The organism is uncultured Maribacter sp. (assembly GCF_947500985.1).
GTDB lineage: Bacteria > Bacteroidota > Bacteroidia > Flavobacteriales > Flavobacteriaceae > Maribacter.
Window position 1 is genome coordinate 528228 of the sequence record NZ_CANMTX010000001.1, and the last position, 17076, is coordinate 545303.

The following is a 17076-nucleotide window of genomic DNA, read 5'->3' on the forward strand; positions in this document are numbered from 1 at the left end:
CGATAAATAATTACTGGTATTTTGGGCGCAACAATGACTTTCTATGTTAGCCACTATCACAATCAAGGACCAGTAAGAGCATCTGCATTACTTTCTCTTTTTATAGGTTTGTTCTTTTATTTTTTTCCAGTTATATTAAATACTTATCTAACAAAAAATATTCCTGTAGTATTTATAGGAACTTCTTTTATAGGTATGATTTCAACAACGACCAAAAGAAACTATATCCATTTGACAATTGCAGGTTTTCTATTTAGTATTATCTATATTAATAAGAATAATTTATTTCAAGGTTTTGGAGGTGCACTTGGTGCTCTTGCATTTATTGCATTGTTAACCACTTTTGCTTTTTCATTCGCTTTCTCAAAAAGCATACATAAGCTAAAAGCAGTTCTTAGACTACGAAGGCGTAAATCATAGTAAATATGGTACTAACGTACTAATCTCCCTGTTATATTCCCTGCAATAATATTATTGACTTCTGTGACCGTAGCAAAATTCACATCACCCTCATAAGTATGTTTTAGGGCACATGCCGCACTTGCAAATTCCATTGCTTTGTAATCATCGTATTGCTGTAAACCATAAATTAATCCGGCAGCAAACGCATCACCCGTACCTATACGGTCAACAACATGGGTAATATCAATATCTTCTGTTTCTCTAAACTCTACACCGTTCCACATTCTTGCTCTAATTTTATGCCATGAAGAGTTTAGAGAAGTTCTTATTTTATCAAAGACTTTTTCTATAGACGGAAACTCTGCTATTAACTGCTTACTAGCTTCAATAAAATCTTCATTACTATAGCCAAAATCAGTACCTAATACCTCATTGATCTCATTAACCCCGCCAATAAAAATTGTTGAATAATGTAAGAGTTCAATTAGTGCTTCTTTTGGGTCTTGACCATATTTCCACAATCCGCTTCGGTAAGTAGGATCTGCTGAAACGGCGAGTCCTTTTTGCCTTGCTAATTTTAATCCTTCTTTAAGAACATCATACGCTCCTTGAGACAATGCTGGTGTTATCCCTGTCCAATGCACCCACTCTCCATCTTCTAATGCATTTTCCCAATTTACCTTTGAAGGTTCAATTTCAGAGAATGCCGAATGAGATCGGTTATAGGAGATCATACTTGGTCTAATAACTGCGCCTACTTCAAGAAAGTAAACTCCCAAAGGTCTTTTAGATTTTACGATAGAAGATGTGTCTACACCAAACTTTTGAATATAAGTCATTGCGGTATCTCCTATAAAATCATCAGAAATTGCACTTATGTGTTTAACATTACCTCCAAAATTAGAGATAGAAATGCCCACATTTAATTCTGTACCTCCAAAATAAAATTCAACAATATTAGATTGTACAAACTTCTTGTTTCCACGTGGAGAAATGCGCATTAAAACTTCACCGAAGGTTATAATCTTACCCATATTGTAATTTTTATCCTAAAATAGTTAATGATTAATTAAAAACAATAGTTGTTAAAAAATATATCAAAAGAAGAATAAATTGAATTATTATCATGCAGAAATAATTATATCCCAAAATTTATGAAAACATTAAATCACCTCACTTACAATAAAATATGATACAGCACTTGTATTTTGATTTTATCAGTAAGCGATTGATAAATTACAGGATAAGTGAAATATTAGTTAATATATTTAAGCTGTAGTTATAAGTTGTACAAGGCACGATATCTTCGTAGCACCCATATTCATCATCAAATCATCTTCAAATCATCAACAAAATGCAATTAAAAAATATCATTTTCATTTTCATATTACTTATAACTAATACATCTTTTGCTCAAAACAAAATTGCTGAAGAAAAGTTTATTACCATTGGCGGTATTGAACAATGGGTTACAATTAAAGGTGATGACTCTGATAACCCTATTATACTTATAATACATGGCGGACCAGGTAGCACCATGAGCCATTATAAAGAAGATGTTTACGCTGATTGGCTGAAAGAATTTACCATTGTGCATTGGGATCAACGAGGTGCTGGTAAAACATTTGGAAAAAATTGCCACAAAGATATTAATGATGTATTTTATTTAAATAACCCGTTGACAGTTAATGAAATGGTCAATGACGGCATCTCGGTAACCCAATATCTTTTAAAACAATTTAACAAGAAAAAAGTAATACTAATAGGAACCTCATGGGGATCCATACTGGCTACTGAAATGGCTCAGAAAAATCCAGATTTATATCACGCATATATAGGTCATGCTCAATTTGTAAACTTTCTTGACAATATTAAAAATGCATATTTAGAAGTTAAAAAATTAGCAGACCGGAATAATGATAATGTAGTTATAGATAAGTTGAATAATTTAGGGGCACCACCATATATACAAGCAAAAACTTACGGACAGCTATTACGAATCATTAAACAATACGAAAGAGAAAATACAACTCCTGCCCCTTCTTCTTGGAGGGAAGTTGCAGCATCATATGAGAATAACGAAGATAGTAGAGATAGATACAATGGAGATGACTACTCTTTTCTAAACCTTGTTGGTGACGAGAACATTGGTATAAAATCAATGGTAAGTAATATCAACTTAGAGCATACCGCAGTTGTCTTTCGATTACCCGTTTTCATGATTCAAGGAAAGCATGATATATTATGCTCTACAGAACTTAACAAACCTTATTTTGAAAAAATTAGGGCTCCTAGAAAAGAATATTTTACTGTTTCTAATGCAGCCCATGGTTTTAACGAAGCTATAATTGATAAACAATATGAAATTGTTAAAGCTCTAAGAGTTCAAAATTAAAATCAAAAAAGAAACTACTTCCCTCCTTTTTCTCCAATAAATTGATCTCCTTTGTTTTTAAAAAGCACATTAAACGTTGTTAAACTACCATAAATACGCGTAATATATTGTTGTAAATCAACCTTCTCTTGATCATCTAAATTCTTACTCGAATTTATTTTTTGCTCCATTACACGTATACGGTCTCTCACCATTACAATTTTATGAAAGAAGGTATTAATTGGTATTTCTTTATTACTCATACCCGCTTCACCGGGTTCTATAATTAAATTTCCACCTTTCCACTTATCTGCAATGGCAACACGTTGTGTAGCATCGCTCCACTTTTGAAGAATTGCAACTAAAGAACTTTCTACATCGAAAAAACTTACGGTATCTACTTCATTTTCAATTGCCTCTATCACCTCATATTCAGAATCTATATCAATGGTTTCTAAACCATTATCCATAAATGTCACCCAATACATGGTACTAGAAACATTTGTAATTACACCTTTACCTAACTCTTTATGCAGAATTCTAGACCCTATTCCTAATAATTTCATTGTACTCAACTTTTGTTTAGTGCTAATTTAATAGCAGTTTTTTTCATCCGCAACAAGAATTACATTTTTTGCGTCTAACTTATTTTTAATTTGGTTTTTGCCATCTTATCTAGTTCATGTACATTTAAAGTCAACATTTATATGAAACCATCAACATGAAAAATTTAATGGCAGTTGTATTATTAAGCTTAGTACTGGCGTCTTGCGGAGAAAAAAAGAAAGAAGTAGCTGAAAACGTTCAACCTACAGCCAAACTGAAAGCCTTGATTATTGACGGTCAGAACAATCATTATATTTGGCCAAAGACTACCATGATGATGAAAGGTTATTTAGAGCAGACAAACCTATTTACGGTAGATATTCATAGAATGGACTCTGTGTGGTTGGGCATCAAATACAACAAGGATAGACCAGAAGCATACCATTCATTTATAGAAACTTATCCATTAACAGATAAGACCTATCTTATATCTGAGAGCCCGGTTCAAACATCAGACTTCACATTTAATTTCAATGATTACGATGTCATTATTTCTAACCTTGGCGCTGATTCTCCTTTATGGCCTGAGAAAACCAGAAATGATTTTGAAACTTATATGAACAATGGTGGTGGTTTAGTAGTGGTGCATGCTGCGGACAATGCCTGGGGTGAATGGGAAGAATTTAATAAAATGATTGGATTAGGTGCCTGGGGAGGTCGAGATGAAAAATCTGGACCTTACGTATATTATAATGATGCTGGTGAACTAATAAAAGATTCTTCTGAAGGGGTTTGTGGTTCTCACGGACCTGAATATAAGTTTCAATTAACTACCAGAGCTCCAGAACACCCAATCATGAAAGGTATTCCAGAAAAATGGTTGCACACACCCGATGAGTTGTATGAACGTATGAGAGGTCCGTTTGAAAATGCTACAATATTAGCTACAGCTTATGCCGATGTAGAAAAAAATGCTCCACCATGGGATCCTAATGTAACTGGATTAGGACAAAATGTTCCTCAGCTAATGGCTATAAATTATGGTAAGGGGCGTGTTTTTCATTCAACGCTAGGGCATTTTGACTATTCTCTGGAATGCGTAGGTTTTATTACAACTTTACAACGTGGAACTGAATGGGCAGCAACAGGAAAAGTAACGCAAGAAGTTCCTACTGATTTTCCTTCAGCAGATTCATCAAACTCAAGACCATGGAAATAGCATATATACATTTACTCTGAAACCGGATTGCAATCTTCTTTTCTTCTAGAATCAACTAAGTAAATGATCTTCCAAGCATCTTTTTCTTTGTATAACTGAAAAGAATTAACGCCGCAATGACTGAATTCTCCATTGTACCAAAATTCATATGGCGCCCAAACGTGCGCCATACCGCCGTCTATTTGAATTTTATAATCCAGAATCTTTTCATGAAAAGGTATAGAATCTGGTGTGGTAATCATAAAATTTATTAAATCATTAAAATTCGTATTTTGAACAACCATATTGCCTTCCGCATTTAAATTTACTGTCTGCATTTTGATATCAGTATCCACAACACGTTTTATGGCACTTTCATTTTTTCCATTAAAAGCGTAAAAAAAAGTCTCTACAGCGTACTTAACCTTTACTTCTTCTTCTATTTGTGCATTGACCATATTATAAGCAAATAATGTAAATAGGACACAGATGTATTTCATATATCAGCTTCTTAAAACTACTAAATATAAAAATAGATAAATTTTAGTTGTACACTTTTAAATGGATTATATCCTGAATGCTTAATCTCAGTAAAACTCCTTACTTTTATAGCTCTTAATCAATATTAAAATATGTCTGTAGCTAAAAAAGAATATAAAAGGGTCACTGTAAAATCACTAGTGGATATGAAGAAGAATGGAGAGAAAATCTCTATGCTTACTGCATATGACTATTCAATGGCCAAGATTGTTGATGCCGCTAAGGTTGACGTTATTTTGGTAGGTGATTCCGCAAGTAATGTTATGGCAGGCCATGAGACCACATTACCTATAACTTTAGATCAAATGATTTATCATGCATCTTCGGTTATTAGGGCTATAGACAGAGCACTGGTTGTTGTTGATTTACCTTTTGGAAGCTACCAAAGTGACCCAAAAGAAGCTCTACGCTCTGCTATTAGAATTATGAAAGAAAGTGGTGCACATGCTGTAAAATTAGAAGGTGGCGCAGAAATTAAAGAATCGGTTAAAAGAATTCTTGCTGCCGGTATTCCTGTTATGGGTCATTTAGGTCTAACACCACAGTCTATATATAAATTTGGAACATATACAGTTCGTGCAAAAGAAGAGGAAGAAGCAGAACAACTAATGGAAGACGCCAAATTACTAGAGAAACTAGGATGTTTTGGTTTGGTTCTAGAAAAAATACCAGCTGAGCTTACCAAAAAAGTTTCTGAAAGTCTAACCATACCGACTATAGGTATTGGTGGTGGAAAACATGCTGACGGTCAAGTACTTGTGGTTCACGATCTATTAGGAATGACGCATGAATTTAACCCTCGTTTTTTACGTAGATATATGAACCTATATGAAGAAATGGGCAAAGCTATTTCTAACTATGTAAGCGATGTAAAAAGTCAAGATTTCCCAAATGATGATGAACAATATTAATTAATAAATTCTTTTTGAAGCGTTCTAAATACTTTACTAGATTCTTAATTCTAATCATTGTTTTAATGACGGTTGGTTGTGATCAGGTATCGAAAGAGTTGACTCGCCAAAAAGTGGAACCTGAAGCTTATATTCCCGTAATTAAGAATCATTTAATTCTTACTAATGTTGAAAATACTGGCGCCATGCTCGGTTTTGGACAAGACTTCCCTCCTATTTTAAAAAGATTTCTTTTACAGGCTTTACCAATGTTATTGTTATTGATAATGCTCTACAGAATAATAAGTAAGCCCAACTTAAACCTATTACTTGTATCTGCATTTGCATTAGTTATAGGTGGTGGGCTAGGAAATTTAATAGATAGAATAGCATATGGCTCAGTAACAGATTTCTTTCAAATTAGATTAGGATTTTTTCGAACAGGAATTTTTAATATTGCAGATATTGCGGTTACTATAGGGGTATTGATGTTTGTTTTTTTAATTATAAGAGGTAAGAAACTAGCAATCTAAATAATTAAATAATAAGACCAAATTTTGTCGAAAAAAGAACATTCTACAGTAAACAACCTTCAAGTATTATTTGAAGACAATCACTTAATCGTTATTAATAAGCGCCCTGGTGATATTGTACAAGGTGATAAAACCGGTGATCAGCCATTGAGTGATACTGTAAAGGCTTTTTTAAAGAAAAAGTACGACAAACCGGGTAATGTTTACTTAGGTGTTGTGCACCGTTTAGATCGCCCAACATCAGGTATAGTGGTATTTGCAAAAACCTCTAAAGCTTTACCTAGGCTGAACAAAATGTTTGCAGAAAAAGATGCCAAAAAAACCTATTGGGCAATTGTAAAAAACAGTCCTGAAGAGCCTGAGAAAAGGTTAGTTCATTGGTTGAAGCGCAACACCAAACAAAATAAGTCGTACGCCAATATCAAAGAAGTTCCTGACAGTAAAAAAGCAATTTTAACGTATAGAATCTTAAAAAAATTAGATTGCTATTTTCTTTTAGAAGTGGATTTAGAAACAGGTCGCCATCATCAAATTCGCTCGCAACTAACTGCAATAGGAAGTCCTATTAAAGGGGATTTAAAATACGGGTTTGACAGAAGTAATGCTGACGGAAGTATACATTTACATGCACGAAAACTAAGTTTAATGCATCCGGTAAAAAAAGAACCTTTAGAAATTATTGCTCCACCGCCAAATGACCCTATTTGGAATGCGTGTCTTTAATTTCACTACTTTTAAAGAAACACTATAACCATGTTAAAGAAAATTTACGCACTAAGCGTATTACTACTAATTACTTCGTGCGGCAGCTACAACTCTATTGACACCTTTTACAATGCTCATAAAAATGACAACCAAGTAAAGGCAGTTCGTGTTCCGCAATTTATGCTATCAATGATCAGTGAAATTTCGCCTGAGATGAAGGCTATGGTCGGTAATGCCAAAGATTTAAGGTATATGCAGTTTCCGAGTGCTACAGCGAGTAAAACTCAGTTTTTGAATCAACAAATGAACGGTATTACCGGAAACTCATTTATTGAAGTTTTTCGAAAGAACGATGATTTAAAACGTAATGTAGTTTCTGTAAGAGAGAAGAAAAATCTAGTCAAAGAAATTCTGATTTACAATAACAACAGTCAAACAGGTTCTTTTTTATATTTCAATGGTGATTTTGACCCTGTAAAAGTAAGAGAGATGGCTAAAAACGAACAGTTTACTAAATTCGGAGATAATATAATCAGTCAGTTTGGAGCTAGTACACCAGGAATCAATTCTCAAAATTAAAACGAATCTTTAAGTTGGTTTTTTAGAACGGATGCTTTCTATTACCACGGAACTTAAAATTAGTATTCCGCCTAAAATTGTAGTTCCCTTCGGTATTTCTGACAAAAATATAGCACCGATTATAATACCATAAATAGGCTGTACACTGCTTAAAATACTTACTGTCGTTATATTAAAATGCTTGAAAGTCATTAAAAACATAGTATGACCAATAGCTGTAGTTAAAACAGCAAGTGCCACAAGAACTTTCCATTGACTTATGATTGTTTCTGATGAAACAGTAAATAAAAACGGAAACAAAATAACACCAACAATTGCCGTTTGGTAAGTCATTAACATAGACCCATTATATTTCGCCACTTTCTTTTTCAAAAGTATATTTCTAAGTGCATATGCCAGAGCTGAAAATACACCAAAACCAATGGCTACAGTATATGAATTCTCAAAATCTAACGTAGGACTCAAAAAATACATACCCGTAAGCACCAAAAATGCAAGCAGTAAATGCATCAATTCAAACTTCGTTTTCAAAAGAATAGGTTCTAAAAATGCCGTAATCACTGGATAGGTAAATATAGAAAGCATACCAATTGCTACATTAGATAGCTTTAAAGCATAGAAATAGGCGACCCAATGTACACCCATTAACACCCCACTAAGCAAGATTACTGGAATATCTTTTTTATCAATTTTTAAACTGAAACCCTTCCATTTACAATATAGAAACAGCGCTACAAAAGCTAATAGCGCCCTTGCACCAATAGCAACCGGCACTGGTAACTGAACATAACGCCCTAATGCCCCAGAAGTGGCTATAAATAGCATTGCAAGGTTAATTTCTAATAAATGCTGAATGTGATTACTTTTCATCTACATAAATTACGCTTAACGTATTTTAGCTAGTGCTTTTTCTCTCATGATTTGAGAAACTGGTTTATTCTGTAAATGACTCTCTAACCATGATAATATATCTAAATATAAAAAAGCCCTCTTTTCATACGGATGATCTTCGTACTTTTTAAGTTCGTTATATAACTTCTGAAATTCTGCTTTTAACTGATTTGGATATATACCACCTAGACTTCTAAGAAACTTGATCATCTCTTTTTGTACTGCATGCATATCGTCCATTTTTAGAAGAAACTTATACGTACTTTTTAATTGAACTTCTAAATGATAATCCATACCTGCCTCATAATGAGCAACTAAACTCAAAACACGTGCAAAACACATTAAGTCTTCACGCATCTTTAAATTCTTATTATCGATTATCTTTTTTAGATATTGAATACAAGTTTTGTTATCTCCAATACCGAAATACAGACAGGCGATTTTATAATAAAGTACCATAACATGGTGTACATCGATTCTATCTCTATGTTTATTTATTCCATATTCAATAATCTTAACCAAGTACAAGCCTTTTTCGAACGTACCTTCAAGAAAATGCAAGTTCAATTTATTGGCATTTAAATACATAAATACCAAGGAGTTGATGTTATCGTTATCCGGAAAATCTTTTTCTTTAATAGTCGTTTCTAAACGCTCTAAAACTTCTCTAAACTGAGAACTGTATTGTACATAAAAAAGAGATTCTAGCAAATAGTGATTTCCTTTTAAAAAGAATACAGGATTTAAATAGATCATTTCTTTATGGTCATAGAAAAGATCTACCCATTTACTGGCATATTTAAAACATGATAGGAAATCTTGGGTAAGAAAACTATACCACAAATAGGCTTTATATAACCATAATTTTTCTCGAAAACCTAAGTCTTCAATATTATATAAAGGTAGATGATTATTGAAATAAGTTTTCACTTTTTGATAATCTTCATCACTTCTTACATACCCTACTTTTAACATCATTCCGTAAAGCTGTAAAGAAAGATTTGACAGCTTACTTGTCATTACATTATGTCCAGATAATTCTTTTGCCTGTATAGCAAGTTCATCGGCACGATCGGGTATACTTCTTGTAATATACTGGGTTTCAATTATCTTCTCAAGCTCAACAATTTCATAAGCTATATTCTTTTCTTCATTCTCTATAGCAATGCCCTTTACCTTATCTAAAATTTTTAGACTTTGTTTGTAAAGTCCTTTCTGATATAATATCGTTGCAAAATCTAACTGTTCACGTATCTGAACCCTTATATTCTGGTTCACAGGATTTAGTCTTAAACTCACTAAAATCTGTTTATACAAATGTGCTTTAAGATTAGAAAGTTGGGCTTTCTTAACAATACCACTTTCCAAAATGGTTTTTTCATCGTATTGCTTAATTTTATCCAACAGATTGAAGAGCGCCAAAAATTTGGCATCTGTATTTACACCCAATCTACCCACATAAAGCTTAAACTGACGCTTTTCAGATTTAGAAAGTGACTTAACCAAAACGAACAAAGCATCTTTATGCGCATTTGTCATCGTAATAATAAGAGTTTAAATAATTGTTAATCAATACTTTACATACCCAAAAAACTAGCTTAACGTTGTAAACAAGTTAACAACATTAAAGTAACTTGTATTTTAGGTTATATATTCGTTTGACGAGTAAAACTACGTAAATATAATGAGTAAAGAGATAGTACAAATATTTGACACTACTTTAAGAGATGGAGAGCAAGTACCGGGCTGTAAATTAGACCGGGAACAAAAATTGGTAATCGCTGAACGCCTAGATTTACTAGGGGTTAATGTGATCGAAGCCGGTTTTCCTGTTTCTAGCCCGGGAGATTTTCAATCTGTCGAAGCCATAGCCAAACTCGTTAAAAATGCTACAGTCTGTGGATTGACACGTGCTGTCAAAAACGATATTGAAGTTGCTGCCCAAGCTCTTAAATATGCTAAAATGCCAAGAATTCATACTGGTATTGGTACATCTGACTCTCATATTAAATTTAAATTCAATTCTAACAGAGATGCTATTATAGAGCGTGCAATCGATGCTGTTAAATACGCAAAGACTTTCGTAGAAGATGTTGAATTTTACGCCGAAGATGCCGGTCGTACAGATAATGAATATTTAGCTCGTGTTTGTGAAGCGGTTATAAAAGCAGGTGCTACCGTCTTAAACATACCAGATACCACTGGATATTGCTTGCCAGACGAATATGGTGCCAAAATAAAGTATTTACGTGAAAATGTAAAAGGTATAGAAAAAGCAATTTTATCTTGTCACTGCCATAATGATTTAGGTTTGGCTACTGCAAATTCTATTTCTGGTGTCATTAATGGTGCAAGACAAATTGAATGTACTATTAACGGTATTGGTGAACGCGCAGGCAACACGTCATTAGAAGAAGTTGTCATGATTTTACGCCAACACCCAGATTTAAATTATGATACCACCATAAACAGCAAATTACTTTATGATACCAGTTTAATGGTATCTAGTAAAATGGGTATGATGGTACAACCAAATAAAGCAATTGTTGGTGCCAACGCATTTGCCCATAGTTCTGGTATACATCAAGATGGTGTTATAAAAAATAGAGAAACTTATGAAATCATTGACCCTGCAGATGTTGGAGTAACTGAGTCTTCTATTGTTTTAACCGCTAGAAGTGGTAGAGCTGCACTAGCCTACAGAGCTAAAATTGTAGGTTACGAGTTATCCAAAGTTCAACTTGACGATGTTTATCAAGAGTTTTTAAAGTATGCCGACACTAGAAAAGAAGTAAAAGATGATGATATTCATCAAATTATTGAGACTTCAAATATAGATTTACAAAGTATTAGCTAATTATGCATTTAAACATTGCTGTTTTAGAAGGAGACGGAATTGGACCTGAGGTCGTAGCGCAATCCATTAAGTGCTTACGTTCTGTTGAAGAAACTTTTGGTCATAGTTTTACATTTCAAAAAGGACTCATTGGTGCTTCTGCGATTAAGCAAACTGGTAGTCCGTTACCAAAAGAAACTCTTAAACTTTGTAAAAGTACCGATGCTACATTATTTGGCGCTTTGGGTCTACCCGAATTTGATAACAACCCAAAAGCAAAAGTTTGGCCAGAACAAGGGCTATTGAAATTACGCAAGAAATTAGGTCTGTTTGCAAATATTAGACCCGTAAAGGTATTTCCTTCTTTAGTTAAGCAATCCCCTTTATCAAAAGCTCAAGTAAAAGATACAGACTTAGTAATTTTTAGAGAATTATCTGGAGGAATTTATTATGGTGAAAAAACTTTTGACGAAGAAAAGAATATTGCAACAGATATATGTTCTTATAGTGAATTTGAAATTAGTAGAATTACTCATTTAGCGTTCAAATCTGCTCGTTCCAGAAAAAAGAAAGTAACCTTGGTAGACAAAGCTAATGTACTTGAAACTTCGCGATTATGGAGACGTGTGGTAACGCAAATATCCGAGAGCTACCCAGATGTAGAGCTTAATTATCAATTGATAGACAATGCTGCCGTACAGATGGTTTTAAATCCGGCTCAATTTGATGTCATTTTAACCGACAATATGTTTGGAGATATTCTTTCTGATCAAGGTAGCGTAATTGCAGGTTCAATAGGACTTTTACCATCAGCTTCCGTCGGACTTGAGCATGCTATGTTCGAACCAATTCACGGTTCTTACCCTGATGCAGCAGGTAAAAACATTGCAAACCCAGTAGCTTCTATCTTAAGTATGGCTATGCTATTGCAACATTTTAAAATGAATGAAGAGTCTGATGCCGTTGTAGCTGCAGTTTTAAAATCATTTTCTAAGAAAATAGTAACTCCAGATATTTTAGGAAGCTCTAAATATGGCACTAACTATGTTGGCGATTTTTTAGCCGACAATATTATGGAATTAGATGGTAATTTTAGTATTAACGATGAAAACATCGGCTTAGGAAAATCTACTATTATCTAATTATTCGCTGACCAACTCAGTCATCAATTCATTAAAATTCTTTTTGAATTCAACAAATTTCTCGCCTGTGGCGGGACCATTAAAACCTGTGTGAATTTTTCGAACATTCCCCTTTTTATCCATAAATATGGTAGTTGGGTATGAAAGCACATGGTTAAGCATCGGTAATTTTTCTTGTGCTTTTTGTTTATCATAAGTACCATACTGCGCTAATAAAATAGGATAGTTCACCTCTATTCTATCTTTCAGTCGTTCGATGCCTTTTATTGCTATTTCTTTAGTTTTAGCTGATTCAAAAGCCAAACCAATAACTTCAATATCATTATTATCTTCTAGATAATCTACTAAAAATTTGGTTTCATCTAAGCAATTTGGACACCATGTACCCATTAGCTGAACAACAACCACTTTACCCTGATATTTTTCATCGCTTAAAGAAATCAAATTGCCTTTTACATCTGGGAAAGTAAATGCTAACTTTTCATAACCTTCATTTAAAAAAGTTAATGAATCTGGGTCTGGCAGTTCAAAACCATCATTTCTAGCTGCTACAAAAGGTTCTTTAAAATGATTTCCAGAGTAAAAAACACCATTCATGCTAGAATCGGTAACTTTTGCATTAAATAGAAAAGCGTGAGCACCGTCAAAAGCAGATAATTTTAAAGAATCACCATCAAGTATGCCATCTAAAAATCTATAATCTCCTGTTGTAGTTCTAAAAGTACCTGTAACCCTATTATCTTCTTGCAAGAAAATACCCTTACCAATATATTCTTCATCTAAATCTGGACTAAAATAGGTTTCCCAAATACCAGTTACATTGCCATCAGTACGCTTATTTTTAGTTTCAAACCTATCTTCAGTACCATATACAGCATTGAACGGCACTATTCTATCTAAACTTTCTTTAATAAACTGACCTTTTATTGAATTTTCGGTAAAAGTACCCGCTAAAAAACCTTCAAAAACAGGTGTCTGCATAATTATAGAATCACCTTTAATTTCAATTTCATCTACATCTATAACCTCTTCCGCATTAAAAATTTGCATTGTGTAACTTCCATCGTCTTTTTTATTGACTTTTAAATTAAAAGGTAATACTTGATTATCCATAACATCTAGCTCTACAAGCCAAACACCATCAGACAAACTTACATTTTGTGTATTCTGCTTACACCCAACAAATAACATTAAAACGGATAGCACTGCAATACTATATCTCATACCTATTTTTTAATTTGACTTCTAATAAACAATTAAAATAGCAGAATTAAAAATTAAAATAAAGACTTCATAGCTTATTGAATGTATTAGGGCATTGTTTTATCTTTGCAACCTATAAATATTTTGAATGAAAATATCATATAACTGGCTTAAACAGTTCATACAAATAGATTGGGAATCAAAAAAAACCGGAGAACTTTTAACCGATTTAGGTTTAGAGGTTGAAGGTGTTGAGAAATTTGAATCTGTTAAAGGCGGATTAAAAGGTATCGTTGTAGGTCACGTTTTAAGTTGTGAAAAACATACAAATGCTGATAAGCTAAATGTCACTATGGTTGATATTGGCTTAGAGGCACCCGTGCAAATTGTTTGTGGAGCTAAGAATGTTGCTGCCGGACAAAAAGTACCAGTAGCTACAATTGGTACAACTCTTTATACCGCTGAACGTGAAGCCTGGACTATTAAGAAAGGGAAAATCAGGGGAGAAGAAAGCTTTGGTATGATTTGCGCCGAAGACGAATTAGGTCTTGGTAGTAGTCACGATGGTATAATGGTACTTGATAAAAATCTAAAAGTCGGAACTCCTTGTTCAGAAGTTTTTGATATTGAAGAGGATGAAGTTTTTGAAATTGGCTTAACGCCAAATCGTGCTGACGCTATGAGCCATTTTGGTGTAGCAAGAGATTTAAAGGCAGGACTTAAACAAAAGGAGATCACAAAAGAACTGATTACCCCTTCTACAAGTCATTTTAATATTAATGACAGATCTCTTAAAATTGATGTTGATGTATTAAAAACTGAACTAGCTCCGCGTTACTGTGGTATTACATTAAGCAATTTAATTGTTCAACCCTCACCTACTTGGCTTCAAAATAGACTTAAGTCTATAGGTATAACGCCAAAGAACAATGTTGTAGATGCTACTAATTATGTGCTACACGAACTTGGGCAGCCGCTACACGCTTTCGATGCCAATAAAATAAAAGGTAATAAAATTTTGGTTCAGACTTTACCGAAAGGGACCAAATTTACTACGTTAGATGGTATTGAAAGAACCTTGCATGAAGATGACTTAATGATTTGCGATACCGAAAAACCTTTGTGTTTAGCTGGTATATTTGGCGGGTTGGGATCTGGTGTAACAGAAGAAACTACATCTATATTTTTAGAAAGCGCATACTTTAACCCGGTTTCTATTAGAAAATCTGCCAAAAGGCATGGCTTAAATACAGATGCTTCATTTAGATTTGAACGCGGTATTGATATTGAAAACGTAGAGTATAGTTTAAAACGTGCTGCCTTGTTAATTAAAGAAATAGCAGGTGGTGAAATAACATCTGACGTCTATGATCTATACCCTAAAAAGCATCCTAATTTTGAAGTTTTTCTTGCATTTGAAAAAATCAACAAGCTTATAGGTCAAGAAATTCAACAAGACACCATTAAATCTATATTGGCATCTCTTGATATTAAAGTTAAAAATGTTACTGAAGCCGGTATGGGTCTTGAAGTACCATCGTACCGAGTTGATGTGCAGCGTCAGGTGGATGTTATAGAAGAAATATTAAGGGTTTATGGCTATAACAATGTTGCTTTTAGTCAAAAATTGAATGCTTCTATAGCCACTACAGAAGCAACTGCAGACCACACAATTCAAAACACCATTGGAAATGCATTGGCAGCAAAAGGTTACTATGAAATTTTAACCAATAGTTTAACGAATCCTGACTATACATCATTATTAAAAGATGAGGATGAAGAACGTAAGTCTATTGAAATTATTAACCCATTAAGTGGTGATCTTTCTGTTTTACGTAGAACTTCTTTGTTCTCTGCTTTAGAAACTGCTAGTTACAATATTAACAGAAGAAGGGGTAATCTAAAATTGTTCGAATTTGGTAAAACATATTACACCAAAGGTGATAAACGAATAGAACCAAAATATCTGAGTATTTTATTAACAGGAGACTCTGTTCAAGATAGCTGGACAACAAAAGCTGTGCCTACGAACTTTTTTGAATTAAAGTCTATTGTTAAATCGGTATTATTAAGACTTGGTTTAGCTGATTTAAAAAGCGAACCTACCACTTCTACAATTTTCTCAGAAGGCTTAACATTTACAAACAAGAAAAAAGAATTGGTTTCTTTCGGGCTGATTAAAAAGTCTATTCTAAAACATTTTGATATAAAACAAGATATATTATACGCTGATTTTGATTGGGGAGCTGTTTTAAAACAAATTACAACAACACCTGTTACCTTTAAAGAAATACCTAAACACCCAGAAGTAAAAAGAGATTTTGCGTTACTTTTAGATAATAAAGCTACGTATCGTGAACTTCATGACCTTGCTTTTGGTGCAGAGCGTAAATATTTAAAAGACATGACTCTTTTTGATGTGTATGAAGGTGAAAAATTACCAGAAGGCAAGAAATCATATGCAGTGAGCTTCACTTTGCAAGATGATAAAAGCACATTGACAGAAAAGCAAATAGAAAAGATTATGTCTAAATTACAAAGTACTTACGAACGTAATTTAGGAGCAATATTGCGTTAATTAAAACATTTTTTCTGGAACAAAAACGGTATCAACTTCATGAATGATGCCGTTAGATTGATTAGAGTCTGCAGTTGTGATTATAGCACTATTACCAGATTTATCCGTAAGAACAATGTCTATACCTTTCATAGTCGCTGTTATTTTATCTCCTTGTATGGTAGTAAATTTTGCGATACCATTACCTCTGCACATCGCTTTTAAAATACTAGAAGCCGATAATTTATCTGCAATTATATGATAAGAAAGCATCGCTTTTAATGCCTTTTTATTTTCTGGATCAAATAACTTATCGATTGTCGCTTTTGATAGCTTTTCAAATGCAAGGTTAGATGGTGCAAAAACAGTAAATTCTCCGGTATAATCTAAAACCTTATCTAAATTTGTGGCTCTGAGGGCATTTAACAATGAAGAATGATTTTCGAAGGTTGCCGTACGTTCTATTATGGATTTTTCCGATTGAATAGTTGATATTAGATTTTCAAATTTAAAATCAATCGCATTGTCCTGTGCATAGGTCTGAACCCCTAAAAATAGGGTGCACAAGGACATGAGGGATATCCATTTTTTCATAATAGGTGGTTATTAAGGGGCAAATGTTCTTAAAATCGATAAACAGCTCGATTTCGTCGTCAATATACAATTAGATGTCTTTGACA

Annotated in this window: 17 protein-coding genes; 10 read left to right on the plus strand and 7 right to left on the minus strand. The window is 33.6% G+C overall.

What is annotated here, in order from left to right; genetic code table 11:
* Positions 1-21: 21 nt before the first annotated feature.
* Complete coding sequence (locus tag Q0871_RS02375) at positions 22-420, plus strand: hypothetical protein (RefSeq protein WP_299317450.1); 399 nt, start codon at positions 22-24, stop codon at positions 418-420.
* A gap of 11 nt (positions 421-431) precedes the next feature.
* On the opposite strand, the gene Q0871_RS02380 is transcribed toward Q0871_RS02375, so the two are convergent.
* Positions 432-1436 (minus strand): sugar kinase, encoded by a 1005-nt coding sequence (locus Q0871_RS02380; protein WP_299317453.1) that lies wholly within the window; start codon positions 1434-1436, stop codon positions 432-434.
* 320 nt (positions 1437-1756) lie between these two features.
* Here Q0871_RS02380 and Q0871_RS02385 point away from each other — a divergent pair, with 320 nt between their 5' ends.
* Entirely contained in the window at positions 1757-2797 is a 1041-nt protein-coding gene (locus Q0871_RS02385) for an alpha/beta fold hydrolase (RefSeq protein ID WP_299317455.1), read from the plus strand.
* A gap of 14 nt (positions 2798-2811) precedes the next feature.
* On the opposite strand, the gene Q0871_RS02390 is transcribed toward Q0871_RS02385, so the two are convergent.
* Positions 2812-3342: a hypothetical protein gene (locus Q0871_RS02390; protein WP_299317457.1), complete on the minus strand. Its 531-nt coding sequence runs from the start codon at positions 3340-3342 to the stop codon at positions 2812-2814.
* Between the two features lie 155 nt (positions 3343-3497).
* Here Q0871_RS02390 and Q0871_RS02395 point away from each other — a divergent pair, with 155 nt between their 5' ends.
* Complete coding sequence (locus Q0871_RS02395; protein ID WP_299317460.1) at positions 3498-4541, plus strand: ThuA domain-containing protein; 1044 nt, start codon at positions 3498-3500, stop codon at positions 4539-4541.
* Between the two features lie 11 nt (positions 4542-4552).
* Here Q0871_RS02395 and Q0871_RS02400 read toward each other — a convergent pair whose 3' ends face one another.
* Positions 4553-5020, minus strand: a complete 468-nt coding sequence (locus Q0871_RS02400) for a nuclear transport factor 2 family protein (RefSeq protein WP_299317462.1) — start codon at positions 5018-5020, stop codon at positions 4553-4555.
* A 132-nt stretch (positions 5021-5152) separates the two neighbouring features.
* On the opposite strand from Q0871_RS02400, the gene panB reads away from it, so the two are divergent.
* Genes panB through Q0871_RS02420 form a run of 4 tightly spaced genes read left to right on the plus strand, consistent with a single transcriptional unit; the run spans position 5153 to position 7767 of the window.
* A complete protein-coding gene (panB, locus tag Q0871_RS02405; protein ID WP_299317464.1) occupies positions 5153-5971 on the plus strand; it encodes a 3-methyl-2-oxobutanoate hydroxymethyltransferase in 819 nt (272 codons plus the stop codon).
* A gap of 14 nt (positions 5972-5985) precedes the next feature.
* Entirely contained in the window at positions 5986-6483 is a 498-nt protein-coding gene (lspA, locus tag Q0871_RS02410) for a signal peptidase II (protein WP_299317466.1), read from the plus strand.
* Positions 6484-6507: 24 nt separating this feature from the next.
* On the plus strand, positions 6508-7206 hold the full coding sequence (locus Q0871_RS02415; RefSeq protein ID WP_299317468.1) for an RluA family pseudouridine synthase: 699 nt from the start codon (positions 6508-6510) through the stop codon (positions 7204-7206).
* Positions 7207-7236: 30 nt separating this feature from the next.
* Positions 7237-7767, plus strand: a complete 531-nt coding sequence (locus Q0871_RS02420) for a DUF4252 domain-containing protein (RefSeq protein WP_299317470.1) — start codon at positions 7237-7239, stop codon at positions 7765-7767.
* A gap of 9 nt (positions 7768-7776) precedes the next feature.
* Here the strand turns inward: Q0871_RS02420 and Q0871_RS02425 are convergent, their stop codons facing one another.
* On the minus strand, positions 7777-8637 hold the full coding sequence (locus Q0871_RS02425; RefSeq protein ID WP_299317471.1) for a DMT family transporter: 861 nt from the start codon (positions 8635-8637) through the stop codon (positions 7777-7779).
* A gap of 15 nt (positions 8638-8652) precedes the next feature.
* Positions 8653-10197, minus strand: coding sequence for a hypothetical protein (locus tag Q0871_RS02430; protein ID WP_299317473.1), 1545 nt, complete (start codon positions 10195-10197; stop codon positions 8653-8655).
* Between the two features lie 145 nt (positions 10198-10342).
* On the opposite strand from Q0871_RS02430, the gene Q0871_RS02435 reads away from it, so the two are divergent.
* Entirely contained in the window at positions 10343-11515 is a 1173-nt protein-coding gene (locus tag Q0871_RS02435; RefSeq protein ID WP_299317475.1) for a 2-isopropylmalate synthase, read from the plus strand.
* 2 nt (positions 11516-11517) lie between these two features.
* On the plus strand, positions 11518-12636 hold the full coding sequence (gene leuB / locus Q0871_RS02440; RefSeq protein WP_299317477.1) for a 3-isopropylmalate dehydrogenase: 1119 nt from the start codon (positions 11518-11520) through the stop codon (positions 12634-12636).
* Here leuB and Q0871_RS02445 read toward each other — a convergent pair whose 3' ends face one another.
* Positions 12637-13860: a TlpA disulfide reductase family protein gene (locus Q0871_RS02445; RefSeq protein ID WP_299317479.1), complete on the minus strand. Its 1224-nt coding sequence runs from the start codon at positions 13858-13860 to the stop codon at positions 12637-12639.
* A gap of 127 nt (positions 13861-13987) precedes the next feature.
* Here Q0871_RS02445 and pheT point away from each other — a divergent pair, with 127 nt between their 5' ends.
* Complete coding sequence (pheT, locus tag Q0871_RS02450) at positions 13988-16417, plus strand: phenylalanine--tRNA ligase subunit beta (RefSeq protein ID WP_299317481.1); 2430 nt, start codon at positions 13988-13990, stop codon at positions 16415-16417.
* Here pheT and Q0871_RS02455 read toward each other — a convergent pair whose 3' ends face one another.
* On the minus strand, positions 16418-16990 hold the full coding sequence (locus Q0871_RS02455) for a fasciclin domain-containing protein (RefSeq protein ID WP_299317483.1): 573 nt from the start codon (positions 16988-16990) through the stop codon (positions 16418-16420). It abuts the gene before it with no gap.
* Between the last annotated feature and the right edge of the window lie 86 nt (positions 16991-17076).

What these genes read in the sequence shown, in the direction of transcription:
- pheT (WP_299317481.1), top strand. Translation starts at nt 13,988, where the DNA reads ATGAAAATATCATATAACTGGCTTAAACAGTTCATACAAATAGATTGG.
- leuB (WP_299317477.1), top strand. Translation starts at nt 11,518, where the DNA reads ATGCATTTAAACATTGCTGTTTTAGAAGGAGACGGAATTGGACCTGAG.
- Q0871_RS02455 (WP_299317483.1), bottom strand. Translation starts at nt 16,990, where the DNA reads ATGAAAAAATGGATATCCCTCATGTCCTTGTGCACCCTATTTTTAGGG.
- Q0871_RS02390 (WP_299317457.1), bottom strand. Translation starts at nt 3,342, where the DNA reads ATGAAATTATTAGGAATAGGGTCTAGAATTCTGCATAAAGAGTTAGGT.
- Q0871_RS02435 (WP_299317475.1), top strand. Translation starts at nt 10,343, where the DNA reads ATGAGTAAAGAGATAGTACAAATATTTGACACTACTTTAAGAGATGGA.
- Q0871_RS02425 (WP_299317471.1), bottom strand. Translation starts at nt 8,637, where the DNA reads ATGAAAAGTAATCACATTCAGCATTTATTAGAAATTAACCTTGCAATG.
- Q0871_RS02385 (WP_299317455.1), top strand. Translation starts at nt 1,757, where the DNA reads ATGCAATTAAAAAATATCATTTTCATTTTCATATTACTTATAACTAAT.
- Q0871_RS02380 (WP_299317453.1), bottom strand. Translation starts at nt 1,436, where the DNA reads ATGGGTAAGATTATAACCTTCGGTGAAGTTTTAATGCGCATTTCTCCA.
- Q0871_RS02445 (WP_299317479.1), bottom strand. Translation starts at nt 13,860, where the DNA reads ATGAGATATAGTATTGCAGTGCTATCCGTTTTAATGTTATTTGTTGGG.
- Q0871_RS02420 (WP_299317470.1), top strand. Translation starts at nt 7,237, where the DNA reads ATGTTAAAGAAAATTTACGCACTAAGCGTATTACTACTAATTACTTCG.
- Q0871_RS02430 (WP_299317473.1), bottom strand. Translation starts at nt 10,197, where the DNA reads ATGACAAATGCGCATAAAGATGCTTTGTTCGTTTTGGTTAAGTCACTT.
- panB (WP_299317464.1), top strand. Translation starts at nt 5,153, where the DNA reads ATGTCTGTAGCTAAAAAAGAATATAAAAGGGTCACTGTAAAATCACTA.
- Q0871_RS02400 (WP_299317462.1), bottom strand. Translation starts at nt 5,020, where the DNA reads ATGAAATACATCTGTGTCCTATTTACATTATTTGCTTATAATATGGTC.
- Q0871_RS02395 (WP_299317460.1), top strand. Translation starts at nt 3,498, where the DNA reads ATGAAAAATTTAATGGCAGTTGTATTATTAAGCTTAGTACTGGCGTCT.